Origin of the sequence: Flavobacterium palustre, assembly GCF_014639535.1 — a bacterium.
Taxonomy (GTDB): Bacteria; Bacteroidota; Bacteroidia; order Flavobacteriales; family Flavobacteriaceae; genus Flavobacterium; species Flavobacterium palustre.
In genome coordinates this window covers 1-13,301 of record NZ_BMGA01000008.1, presented here as the reverse complement: position 1 = coordinate 13,301, position 13,301 = coordinate 1, and the positions used below count along the sequence as shown (strand labels likewise).

Below are 13,301 nucleotides of genomic sequence, written 5' to 3'. Positions count from 1 at the left end.
GATTTAATAAGGGTTTAAACAGTTTTTAAATGGTTTTAAAATTTGGAATAAAAAGAGGTTCGGTCGGTTTCCATTTGCTCCTCTTTGGGTAAATGCCCCTGAAACTTAACCATGAGTTCCTGTTCTTCTATCAGGCTTTCTCGGGTGATTCCGGTTCGTTGGATTAATCTTTCGTAAGCTTCCTGATCGCGTTTCAATTCGGCATCACGAACAGAAACATCCTGAAGTAATAAAGCTTTTGAATTATCTTTCATCAAAACAGGAATTGACTCATGCATTCGTTTAGATTGTGCATAGGCCACAAATCGTTTTTCTCCTGAAGGCGTGAGTTCATACAAACCTACAAAGTCGTCCAGTCGTTCAGGATCATATCTCACAATCAGGCTTTCTCCAACATACTTACGTCTGAATTCTAAATCCACGTTATTCGTTTCGTCATAAACCTCATAGATATAGTCCTTACCTTCCACCGTGAGTGGCATACCGTGAGCATAGTACTTCTTAGCCTTGGTTTCGTCAATCCAAAACATTGACAATTGATCCATGATGTCAATTTCTTCTCTTCGTTCAGTTTCCTGGTTGTACATTTGAGTCCTTGTAAACTCCCAATCGTCTTGCTTGCCGGTGTTCCATTTATTCACTAAAGCCGTAAAAATTTTGTTGAATTCGTCAACCGTTGGCAATGCATTTTTATACTCTACTATAAAATCAGTATTCGGGCGGTTCTTAGCAGTTCTTACCTTGATGCTTTGCTTATCCGAAAACCACATTTTAGAAATTACCTGTTGTTGTAAGCGGTTGAATATTTGCTCAGCCGGACTTGATTTTCTACCTACTTTATGGCTGTAGTGTGTTCCTCCCTTAGCCGGTAACCTATCGTATAAATCCTGCATCTTATTGGAAGTATGACCGGATTGCTTATCATAAGTAAACAGGAACGGACGACAACCTGACTCATTTACGGCCATTTTAATAGCTCTAAAGTGCGATGCGTGGTTTTCAGAGTAGGCAATATCCCAACCAATGATTTTTTCGCTGTACACATCAAAAACAACGTTGATTTTTAGTTCGGCGGCCATCTTTTGTTTGTTGTTTGCGAAATGAACTAAATCCAGTTTGGTACCATCAATCGCCCACCAGGCATTTGGGAACCACTCAGTACGTTTACGCGTTACAGTGTGACCAAACGCTTTCATATATTCCTCACGACCGTCACGGGCAAGCATCCAAATACGTTTTTGCTCGGTTTTCTCCAGCCAGGCGTTTACAGCTCTTTCGCTTAAGGATTTCCAACCTTTGGATTCTCGCACACTTTCATACACTTTAAGCAGCTCAGGCGTGGTGTACTTGATCGGGAGGCAATATTGAGCCAAAAGGAAGTCGGACACATCGCCCACAATTACCGAGGCATTCGCATTTAGCCATTTACCCGACACTATCGAAATGTAGCCTTCGTCTTCGTATCGTTTTAAGGCTCTTTTGAACGACAGCACGTTTTTGTAACGGGTGTGTTGCCATGTTTCAGGTAGGTTTTGGATGGCTTCGAGCATTCTGTCCCACATGAGCTTTTTACCACCAAAACGCTTTTGGATCACCACATTTACTGCAATGTGCTTAACGGTATTGAACATAATAGCCTGATGGGTGTACTCGTTTTGCTTTTCCTCTGGCAGGTGTGAACCATTGTCTAAAATGTAGTCTCTGAAATAATGCTCAGCATCGTAATCCCACTCCATATAATCCCCGAAAACAATGTTTTTGACACTTGCGTAAGGATCTCCCACCTTTTCACGAATGATTTTCTTGAAACGGTCAGGAATGGACTCATAAGCTACCAAGGCTTTGCGGCCGTTGCCCCCAATGGTGAGTTTTTTGATTTTGCCTATGGAGCAAAGCTTTTTATAGTTCCCTTCAGACATTATACCTGTAGAGCAAAGCCAAGTACTAGCAACACATAATGTATTTTGTTGGTATTCAAACATAGGTAGGTTTGTTTATTAGTCATAAATTGTCATTCCCCAAAAGATTTTCTAGTTCTTTCTTTAGGGTTGCATACTCCGATTTGATACGATCTGCAAAAATTGGTGTCCTATCTCCTGTAATACATTGTTTTATATATCGTAGAGAGAAATCGTACTTTTTGGCCAGCGCTTTTAATGCTGTTGTATTCCATTTTTGACTATTTTTTTTATTAGATTTGTTCATTGGTTCGATTTGTTCCTTTTATTGGAGCAAATATAGTATAAATTTATACCAAACAACAAAAGTATGGAAGAAAAATATACCAACATTAAAGAAAGATTGTTATATTTTGCTAAAAATCAATCTATTGGAATTGAAAATTTTTTAGAAAACATTGGTATGACTTATGGGAGTTTTAAGGGAAAAGCTAAAGAAGGAAGCCTAAACTCAAACGCATTAGTCGAAATTTATACTAAATATCCAGAACTAAGTATTGAATGGCTATTAACTGGAAATGGAGAAATGTTGAAGTATTATAGCAACAATAATGCTATTGCTGAACCTGTTGACAGCAATCGAAAAACAAAAGATCCTATTTATGATATTCAGCGAGTTCCTCTATTCAATCTTGAAGCCACTATGGGATTGGTACCTTTAGTTGAAGGCAACGGAGTAGATGAGGAAAAGGTTATAGACTATATCACTATTCCAAGTATGCCTAGTTGTGACGGTGCTATCTATGCCTCAGGTGATAGTATGTATCCACTTTTAAAATCCGGTGACATGATAGCTTACAAACGTATTGCTGTAGAACGTGCCTCAATATTTTTTGGTGAAATGTACATAGTTGCTGTCAAACTAGACGAATCCAGTACTATGAAGACAATTAAATTTGTTCACCAGAGCGAATTAGGTGAGGAATATGTGAAACTCGTAAGTCATAATCAGCACCATGCTCCTAAAGATGTCAAATTAAGCCAAATTGCTGCAATAGGACTTGTTAGGGCATCGATTAGACTTCATAATTAACACAAAACACTGATTACAAACATATTAAATTTACTTAAAGCGGTTTTTCACCGCTTTTTTTATTGTATTATCCCCCCTTTGATAATATGTTTATATATGTTTTACTCGTTAATTTTAGTCATTATCTATCTTGACAAACATCTTTTTTTTACCTTTTTAGTAACCCCAACTGTAACCCCAACTGTAACCCCAAAACAAAAAATACAATTGTTTTACTAAATAGCTGAATCACTCATTAACGAGCATAAAAAAACCGTTTAAATAGTGTTTTAAACGGTTGGTATATTATAGAAAAACGTTATTTTTAAGGCTCTAACGGTAGTTTTTAAGGGTTTTATAGGTCTTAGTGGTAATAAGAGTATTTAAAACGTTTAAAAAGGTTCTTTTAATGGTAGTTAAATGATAGTAAATATACATTTCGTTTTTAGTTGCTTTTTCGACCTTTTTAGTGTAAACCATTGATTTTATTGACTTTTTCGGCCTTTTTTATATTACTATGTTATATACTTTTTGTTATACCCCCTATAGGAGAGCTCCGCTGCCATCCCTCATGCAAACACTACAAAAAGTAAAATTTTATTTCTCAAACAGAATATTTTGTAAGAATAATTAAATATATTTGAAAATAAATAATACAAAACAAACCTTCGCAAATCTACCCGATTTTGGGTGTATATACGAAAGTTTGTTTCCCCTATACACAAGTTAGCTGTAATTAAAACCCAATCGTATAAATGATTCACGAAAGCTATTATTGGAGAAAGGAATTAATAAAGATTTCTAAAAGTTTAAAAAAAAGAATCAAATATAAAAAAGAATGGAATGATTCAAAATATGCGAAATTTGAGAAAGAAATTATGTTTGGATTTTATATAATCCGAAAACTTTTAGAAGCAAATAAACTGACTAGCGATTTTAGCTCTTTGAGATTAGAGTGCAAAGTTTACCCAAGTAATGGAAAACAAATAACCCTAATGAATAATCATCGATTCGACGAAAACTATGATTTAGAAAACCCAACAATAGAAAAACGCGAATTAAGGTTTTTCATTAATCAGTTTGTACATAGTTATATATTTTCTCCAATAGTATCAGTTGTGGATAAAGATATCGAAGCAAGAATGGACGATGATAGTTTAACAGAAGATGAGATTATTGAAATTTACGATAATGCAGATAAAGAATTATCAGGAGTGCTTTTCAACTCGGATAGTAATAAAAATGATTCGCTTTTTGAAATTCAAATTGGAACAATCCGAAAATTGTTTAAAAAAGTGGGGAAATGTAACGTTACTCGAATCGAAATGAAATATGACGAACGGAAAGGAGATTACAAATCAGTTCGTTTCGGAGGAGAACAGAAAATATCGGAAGAAACAGAAGAGCTGATTAAAAAAATGGAAGAAAAATAACTACAGCTAACAGCCACTACAACGGATTTGGGCATTTGGCTTAATGAAAAGATTGTTTTGTATTTGGTATGATTTGGCAAATCCGAAAATAGGGCTTAATTTAATCCCAAACCCGCTGTAGTGCCAGAACGTTACCAGTAATTGAACAAAAAAATGAGAATAACGAACGTAGAAAAGAAGCAATTATCAGATGTTTTTTTAAAATTTAAATTAAATATTTTTGATTTTGAAACAACTGGAGAATATGAAGTATTTAAAATTAAATTCAAATATGATTATTTTTCATTTGCTATTGTTAAGAAAAAACCAAGCGTTTATTTAATGGAATATTGTTCTGTTGATAATAAAAATGTGATTTCTTCAGAGGTTAATTGGAATACTTTATTGCAACATTTTTTAGAATGGGCAAAAAAACTTTATGCTGAATTAAATTCTCCTACTGGCTGGGAATCATTCGAAAATACCAATTTTCTAAATGCTGAATATGAAGAATTGAACACCAATTTTACAGATATAGAAAAAAGACAAACTAAACAAAGTATAAAAGACTTAAAAGTAAAAATTAAACTTTTAAATTTATCACCAGACAAATTAGAAATAATTGAGAGTAAATTAGATTCTCTATCTATTAAAATTGACGAGTTAAATAAATTTGATTGGAAATCGATGTTTATTGGAACAATCGCAAGTTTAATAATGACTTTTGTTGTTCCTCAAGAAGCAGGTGGAATGTTTTGGGAATATATAAAAAGTTCATTCCATAATTTAAAGATTAGTGCATAATCAACTACTGGTAACAGCCGTTAATAAACATCAACAAACATAAAATCTTTTTCTACTTAACCACTAAATACTAAAAAAAATGGCAAAACAAGTTTTTATCAATTTAGCCGTAAAAGACGTTCAAAAGTCAATGGATTTTTATACTTCATTGGGTTTTACAAATAATCCTCAATTTTCGGACGATGCCGGAAAGTGTATGGTTTGGAGTAAAAATATCTTTGTAATGCTTTTATCCCACGAAAAGTTTGCAAGCTTTACCACAAAACCCATTGCAGATACCAAATCAGCCGTAGCAGGACTTTTTTCATTATCGGTTGACAGTGTTGGCGAAGTAAACCACATCCTAACAAACGGATTAAAAGCAGGTGGAACAGAACCTAATGAAATGAGAGATTACGGTTTTATGCAACAGCGAACCATTGAAGATTTTGACGGACACACATGGGAAATTTTTTATATGGATATTTCAAAATTCCCTACAGAACAATAATTAAATGAACTTTACAATTATTTGCTTTTCTTTCTAAATACAACTTCTCAAAGCATAAATTATTAAAAATCCGATTGGTGAAAAAATCAGTCGGATTTTTTTATTATATCCGACCCTCAGATATCCAGAAACGTTAGCGCAGTCCCGAAATTTCGGGATGCATTTTTTACCCGCAACAATGAGCAAATAACATAAGTTAGCCCCTCACTGGCGTTCATAACTACAAAGCCATTTTAAAGCATAAATCCATACTAAAAATATTCCTGAACGACTCAAAATCAATTGGGAACATTTTTTAACATTTAGCAGGGCTAAAAAACCTATTATTTACAATTGTTAATCCTTTTTTTATTTTTACATTTGCCTTATTTTTATTTATTCTAAATAGAATAAATAAATTAAACCTAAAAGGAAAAAACATATCTAAATTGTCAAATATCAAAAATAATGAAGAAAAATTTATTAGTCTCGTTTGCTTTGGCTGCTACTTTTATGGCTGCTGCACAACAAAAAAATGCACTGTTAGAACCTTCTTTTTGGAAATCATCACCTGATGTTACCACGCTAAAAACAGTAATCGCTAAAGGAAACAATCCTTCCGAAAGCAACTCCATGGCTTTTGACGCTGTGGTTTATGCCATCAACAACGAAGCTCCAAATGAAACTATTAAATTCTTATTGGAACAACCAGGAAACACTGTTAACAAAGCTACGCATGACAATCGTATTTACCTGCACTGGGCTGCCAGCAAAGGAAATTTGGAAATTGTAAACTACTTAATTGCCAAAGGTTCGGATATTAATTTTGAAGACAGTCACGGAACCACACCAATAACATTTGCCATTAATGCCGGTCAAAAAAACACCGCTGTTTATGATGCTTTTTTCAAAGCGGGACTAGATGCTAAGAAAAAATACAAAGACGGAGCAACTCTTTTGCTTTTGGCGATACCAAATGACAAAGACCTGAGCTTAAGCAATTATTTTATTTCGAAAGGTTTATCATTAAAAGATACTGATAACAATGGAAATACAGCCTTTGATTATGCTGCACGAACAGGAAATATCGAACTTCTGAAAACACTTTTACAAAAAGGTGTAAAATACACTAATAACGCGCTTATCAATGCAGCACAAGGCTCTCGTCGTGAGTCAAATACAATTGAAGTTTTTAAATATTTAGTTGATGATTTAAAACTAAATCCTAACACAGTTGCCAAAGATGGTGAAAATGTACTACACTATTTAGTGCGCAAATCGAATCAAACTGAGATTATCAATTATTTCTTGAACAAAGGAGTTGACATTAATAAAGCTGATAATGAAGGAAACACTGCCTTGATGAATGCTGCTGCCGGAAGAGACACTCAAAATTTAGAATTACTACTTCCAAAAATAAAAGACATCAATATTCAAAATGCAAAAGGAGAATCGGCTTTATCTATAGCAATACAATCAGGAAGTCCTAAGGCTGTTGAACTTTTATTAAATGCAAAAGCCAATACCGCTGTTTTAGACAAAAACGGTAATAATCTTGGCTATTATTTAATTCAGTCTTATCGCCCGCAATTTATGGGACGTAGCCCTGAATCATCTAATGCTGTAACAGAAGATCCTTTTACAGCAAAAACAAAATTATTACAGAATAACGGAGTCAACTTAGCACAGGCTCAAAAAGACGGAAATACTTTGTATCATTTTGCAGTACTAAAAAACGATTTAACTTTGCTTCAAAAATTAGCAAACATCAACATTGATATTAATGCCAAAAATCAGGACGGTTTGACTGCATTGCACAAAGCTGTTATGATTGCCAATAATGATATAATTATAAAATACTTATTGTCAATTGGTGCAAAAAAAGATATTAAAACTGACTTTGACGAAAGTGCTTATGACTTAGCCAAAGAAAACGAAACCCTGTCTAAAAACAACATCGCAATTGAAATTTTAAAATAACAAAATGAACTCAATTTTTAAAACTGCCTTAGCAGGCGCATTTATTTTCCTTATTTCTTTTCAAGCTACTGCACAAAGCAGCAAATACAAATGTATGCTTCAAATGTCAAACTACATGGGCGAAGGTGCTTATATAGTAGTCTCATTAATTAATCCGAAAGGCGATTACGAAAAAACACTTTACGTAATGGGAGACGACAAAAAATGGTACAACAGCCTGAAAGAATGGCATAAATTCAATTCTAAAAAACCAGCCAATATTAGTGCTATTACAGGAGCATCAGTTACTGGCGGAGATCGCAGCATGACAACAATTGAAATTGATGATGCTAAAATTAACAAAGGGTATAAATTGCGTTTTGAATCAGCTGTAGAAAATCAAAAATACCATGTTGCTGATGTAGAAATTCCGCTTACAACTGCCGGAATTGCAGCAAAATCAGAAGGAAAAGGATACATCCGTTACGTACGATTAAGCAAAATTTAAAGTATAGCTAAATGACTCTTTCTTTTTGGCGTTACTCACACCTCACTTTGGCGGTATTTTCTGCTGTATTTTTAATTCTGGCATCCGTAACAGGAACTATACTCGCTGTTGATGCCATACAACAGAAAATACCCGCCCACAAGGTGGAAAATTTCGAAGACATCACATTGGCTAAAAGCCTAACAACGCTTCGTAAAAGCTATCCTGAAATAACCGAATTGAGTATCGACCACAATCAGTTTGTAACTTTACAGGCGATTGATAATGATGGAAATGACGTCAATGGATATATTAATCCTGCTACAGGAAAAATTATTGGCACGCCAACTAAGAAAAGTGATTTTATTAATTGGATAACCGCACTGCATCGCTCTTTGTTTCTGCATGAAACAGGACGTATTTTTATAGGAATTAATTCTTTTCTTTTAGTATTAATTGCTGTTTCAGGTTTTGCTTTGGTAATCAACAGACAAAGAGGTTTGCGTAACTTCTTTTCTAAAATTATCAAAGAATATTTCGCTCAATATTACCATGTTTTATTAGGTCGTTTGGCATTAATTCCAATTTTGATAATTGCCCTTTCAGGAACTTACTTGTCTATGGAACGTTTTCATCTTTTTGAAAACAAAAATCCAACTGAAAATCGGGAAACAACCAGTACTAAAAAAACTTTCGATTTAAAAAATACTCCTTTATCCGAGATTACTAAAATCGAATTTCCTTTTTCTGATGATCCTGAGGATTATTATATTTTTGAATTAAAAGACCGCAAGATTGAAGTGAATCAATATTCTAACGAAATTATTTCGGAAGAACTTTTTCCTGCCTCAGTCTTATTAGCTGATTTAAGTCTAGACCTGCACACCGGAAGAGCCAATAGCATTTGGGCATTTATTCTCGGATTAGCTTCATTAAACATCCTGTTTTTTATCTATTCCGGTTTTGCTATGACACTTAAAAGAAGAGCCAGCCGCATTAAAAACAAATTCAAAGCCGAAGAAAGCCAATACATTTTATTAGTAGGTTCAGAAAACGGAAGTTCGCTCCGATTTGCTAATGCCATCCTAAAACAACTCAACGATCAGGGCAAAAAAGCACATCTTGCTCAATTAAATAATTATACCACTTATCCCAAAGCTGAACATTTACTGATTTTCACTTCTACTTATGGTCTGGGTGACGCACCTTCTAATGCCGGTAAATTTGTATCACTTTTAGAAAAAAACAATCAGGAACAGCAAATCAATTATTCAGTAATTGGTTTTGGTTCTCAATCTTATCCTGATTTTTGCGGATATGCCAAAGAAATTGATTCCTTACTGCAAACTAAAAACTGGGCCAATCGCTTTTTAGAATTACAAACCGTAAACGATAAATCTGCCGAAGAATTTGTCAATTGGGTAAAATTATGGGGTACCAAAACGGAGATTCCGCTGACCACTACTCCCTCTTTATACAATCATATTCCTAAGGGATTAGAGCAATTAATGGTTTTAGAAAAAACAAGCGTTTCAGCAAACGAACAAACCTTTTTACTGACTTTAAGAGCAGGTATCCGAAGCAAATTCACATCGGGTGATCTCCTGGCGATTTATCCTGCCAATGACAACAGGGAGCGTTTGTATTCTATTGCAAATAATAATGGTAACATTCAACTGGCAGTCAAATTGCATCCTTCGGGTTTGGGTTCGGAGTTTTTGAACAATTTAGAAGCAGGCAAAACCATTAAAGCCCGAATCATCAACAATCATGCTTTTCATTTTCCTAAAAAAGTAAGCAGAGTCGCTCTGATTTCCAATGGAACCGGAATTGCTCCTTTTCTGGGAATGCTGGCGCAAAACAAGAAAAAAACCGAAATCCATTTGTATTCCGGCTTTCGCCAAAAAACCGAAATCACGGCACTCTATGAAAAATTTGCTTCTGAAATGATGCAAAAACAACAATTAAAACGCTTTGAAATTGCTTATTCCCGCGAAGAAAACCACCATTACGTAATGGATTTGATTCAAATGGATGCTGATTTCTTTGCCAATTTATTAAAAGAAAACGGCATAATTATGATTTGCGGCGCACTGGCGATGCAGTTTGATGTCGAAAAAGTATTGAATACTATTTGTCTTGCTAAAAACAACACTACACTTGCCGAATACAAATCCAAAGGACAAATCCTGACCGATTGTTATTAATATCTTTTTTAAGAACTTATCATTTGCAAATGAAAACCAAATCCTTATTAACTGTAAGCTTTTTTACTTTTTTGCTTTTTGGTTTTTCTTGTCATTCGCAAGTTTTACGAAAAAGAACCACAATGCTTATGGGCGGTCGTTTTGACATTAGTATTGTAGCTCAGGATTCTCTTTCAGCCGAACAAAATATTGATAGCATAATTGCCGAAATCAGCCGAATAGAAAATTTAATCTCCGATTGGAAACCTACTTCACAAGTTTCCGAAGTCAATCAGAATGCGGGAATTCGTCCGGTAAAAGTCGATAAAGAAGTTTTTGAATTAACTAAAAGAGCTTTACATTTTTCTGAAATTACCCATGGTGCTTTTGATATTAGCTTTGCGGCGATGGATCGAATCTGGAAATTTGACGGTTCCATGACCGAAATGCCCACTCCCGAAGCAATAAAAAAATCAGTCGAAAAAGTAGGTTATAAAAACATTATTTTAGACAGTACAAACTCAACAATATTTCTGAAATTAAAAGGAATGAAAATTGGATTTGGCGCTCTTGGCGAAGGTTATGCTACTAACAAATGTCAGGAAATGATGCTTGCCAAAGGCATCAAATCGGGAATTGTAAATGCTACTGGCGATATGAGTGTCTGGGGTACACAACCTAACGGAAAACCCTGGAATATTGGAATTACTAATCCGTTTCATCCCAAAGACATTTCAGCAATACTATCGTTGAAAAATACCGCAATAACGACCTCAGGTTCTTATGAAAAATTTGTGGTTTTCAATGGCAAACGCTATTCTCATATTATCAATCCGGCTACGGGCTATCCGGCTACAGGCTTATGCAGTGTAACGGTTTTAGGTCCAAATGCCGAAATGGCAAACGGTTTTAGCACATCGGCTATGGTTTTAGGTAAAAAAGAAGCCGTAAAACTACTCAATCAATTTCCTGATTACAGTTTCCTTTTAATCACTGATTCAGGGAAAATGATTAAATCAAAAAACTTTCCCAAAAAACAACTAAAAAAACATAAATAATCTTTCAATCTTTCTTCGAAAACAGATTATTCAATTATTTTTTTACAGAAAAAGCCCCCTTCAATTAAAGTATTAAAAATCTTATTTTACAATAAAACTACGTAAAATAATACTTTCAAAAAAAACAGACTTTAAATTACATGTACTTTATCGAGATATCAGGCCTGTCATCGATTAAACTATTATTGCCGGGGTTTAATATTTAATTTTACATCATTACTTGAAATAGTAAGCATCCAAAAAATTGACCCTAGCTGTTTATTGAGAATTTTACTCAAAAAAACATTCACTATTTTCCTAAAAAGAGAAATTATTAATCTCAACCAAAAAATAGATTCAAGCCAAAAAAACCTACCCTAATCAAAGCTTGATAGAATAATTTAATACTGTTTTCTGAATTTAAAGCCTCTTAATCATGAAACAAAAATACTTATACTTATTATTTATAATTTTTAGTTTCCTTTCCACTTACAGCCAGGCAGATGGTGATTTTAGATCAAAAGCTACTGGAGACTGGGAAACGGTCTCTTCATGGGAAGTTTATTCTGGTGGTTGGACGAACGCAACTTCTTATCCCGGTCAAATCAGTGGAAACTATGCTGTTACCATAACTGCCGGCAACACCATTACGGTTTCCACAAATCTCGTTACAACTACAATAGGAGATTTAACTGTTAACGGGACTTTAAATTTATTAGCCGGTTCAAATCCAAAACAAGTCGATTTAAAAACACCTCTTTTATACTTAAGTGCTAGCGGTGTTTTAAATTTTAGCAACCAAAAAACACAATTGTATCTCCCTAACAACGCGGTTATCAAAATCGATGCTGGCGGAGCTATCACAGGTGCGTGTTCCAATAATACCGAAATATATATCGATAACAAACTTATTGCTGTTTGTAATGGATCTGGCAATAGTAATATACTAACATTTGGAGAAATTGTAGCCGGATCAGGAACATTAAATGCGAACATTACAAATCCGGCTGATTTTTCTTCAACCCTATGTAATGGGACAAACATAACACTAACAGGAGGATATACAGGAACTCCAAACGGTACGGTAACCTATCTTTGGACGGTAAAAGACCCAACTAATACCGATGTTACCATCGCAAACAACACCTCAACTTCAACTTCTTTTACTCCTACTCTGTCAGGACTTTACAGCATTTCATTCATTGTTACAGATGGAACTTCTTTCTCAAATACCGAAACAAAAACTGTTACCATACAATCTGTCGTTACAGCAGGAACAATAGCTACATCACAAACTATCTGTAGCGGAACAGCCCCTAATTCGCTCACTTCAACAACAGATGGAACCGGTGACGGAACTATTACTTACGAATGGCAAACCAATGCCAGCGGAAGTTATCAAACCATTGGAGGAGCAACAGCAGCAACATATTCCCCTCCTGTATTAACAACTACAACAAGCTACCAAAGAAGAACCGTATCTACATTGAATGGAGTTGCCTGCTATTCGCCTTACACAACTCCAGTAACTATTACAGTTGGAGATACAACTCCTCCAACAGCATCAAACCCAACAGCTATAACTGTTCAATGTCTTAGTGCTGTTCCTGTCCCAAATGTTTTAGTCGTTAACGATGAAGCTGACAACTGCACAACTCCTACAGTAACTTTCGTTAGTCAGACTGCGAATCCTTTAGTTAATGATGGAACTATTATCAGAACATACCGCATCAATGATGGCAACGGAAATACTACTGATGTAACTCAGAATATAATTATTGATGACACTACGCCTCCAACAGCATCAAATCCAACAGCTATAACTGTTCAATGTCTTAGCGCTGTTCCTGTCCCAAATGTTTTAGTCGTTAACGATGAAGCTGACAACTGCACAACTCCTACAGTAACTTTCGTTAGTCAGACTGCGAATCCTTTAGTTAATGACGGAACTATTATCAGAACATACCGCATCAATGA

11 protein-coding genes are annotated in these 13,301 nt (G+C 34.8%); 9 read left to right on the top strand and 2 right to left on the bottom strand.

Annotated features, from left to right (window positions below; translation table 11 throughout):
* Positions 1-35: 35 nt before the first annotated feature.
* Both IEV84_RS13525 and IEV84_RS13520 read right to left on the bottom strand, forming a co-directional pair.
* Positions 36-1,982 carry a hypothetical protein gene (locus tag IEV84_RS13525; RefSeq protein ID WP_188494816.1) on the bottom strand — a complete coding sequence of 649 codons (1,947 nt, stop codon included), beginning with the start codon at positions 1,980-1,982 and terminating at the stop codon, positions 36-38.
* A gap of 19 nt (positions 1,983-2,001) precedes the next feature.
* Positions 2,002-2,205 (bottom strand): hypothetical protein, encoded by a 204-nt coding sequence (locus IEV84_RS13520; protein ID WP_188494814.1) that lies wholly within the window; start codon positions 2,203-2,205, stop codon positions 2,002-2,004.
* A 63-nt stretch (positions 2,206-2,268) separates the two neighbouring features.
* On the opposite strand from IEV84_RS13520, the gene IEV84_RS13515 reads away from it, so the two are divergent.
* The 9 genes from IEV84_RS13515 to IEV84_RS13475 all read left to right on the top strand — a co-directional run.
* A complete protein-coding gene (locus tag IEV84_RS13515; protein WP_188494812.1) occupies positions 2,269-2,991 on the top strand; it encodes a S24 family peptidase in 723 nt (240 codons plus the stop codon).
* Between the two features lie 974 nt (positions 2,992-3,965).
* The gene (locus IEV84_RS13510; RefSeq protein ID WP_188494811.1) at positions 3,966-4,403 is read left to right on the top strand and encodes a hypothetical protein; all 438 of its coding nucleotides are present in this window, start codon (positions 3,966-3,968) and stop codon (positions 4,401-4,403) included.
* A 153-nt stretch (positions 4,404-4,556) separates the two neighbouring features.
* On the top strand, positions 4,557-5,186 hold the full coding sequence (locus IEV84_RS13505; RefSeq protein WP_188494809.1) for a hypothetical protein: 630 nt from the start codon (positions 4,557-4,559) through the stop codon (positions 5,184-5,186).
* Positions 5,187-5,265: 79 nt separating this feature from the next.
* Positions 5,266-5,676, top strand: a complete 411-nt coding sequence (locus IEV84_RS13500) for a VOC family protein (protein ID WP_188494808.1) — start codon at positions 5,266-5,268, stop codon at positions 5,674-5,676.
* A gap of 447 nt (positions 5,677-6,123) precedes the next feature.
* Complete coding sequence (locus tag IEV84_RS13495) at positions 6,124-7,635, top strand: ankyrin repeat domain-containing protein (RefSeq protein WP_188494807.1); 1,512 nt, start codon at positions 6,124-6,126, stop codon at positions 7,633-7,635.
* Between the two features lie 4 nt (positions 7,636-7,639).
* The gene (locus IEV84_RS13490) at positions 7,640-8,122 is read left to right on the top strand and encodes a DUF2271 domain-containing protein (protein ID WP_188494806.1); all 483 of its coding nucleotides are present in this window, start codon (positions 7,640-7,642) and stop codon (positions 8,120-8,122) included.
* 11 nt (positions 8,123-8,133) lie between these two features.
* On the top strand, positions 8,134-10,308 hold the full coding sequence (locus tag IEV84_RS13485) for a PepSY domain-containing protein (RefSeq protein WP_188494805.1): 2,175 nt from the start codon (positions 8,134-8,136) through the stop codon (positions 10,306-10,308).
* Positions 10,309-10,337: 29 nt separating this feature from the next.
* Entirely contained in the window at positions 10,338-11,345 is a 1,008-nt protein-coding gene (locus IEV84_RS13480; RefSeq protein WP_229732692.1) for an FAD:protein FMN transferase, read from the top strand.
* Positions 11,346-11,760: 415 nt separating this feature from the next.
* Positions 11,761-13,301, top strand: a 1,541-nt coding sequence (locus IEV84_RS13475; RefSeq protein WP_444542652.1) for a DUF8696 domain-containing protein, incomplete at its 3' end; no start/stop codon positions are given.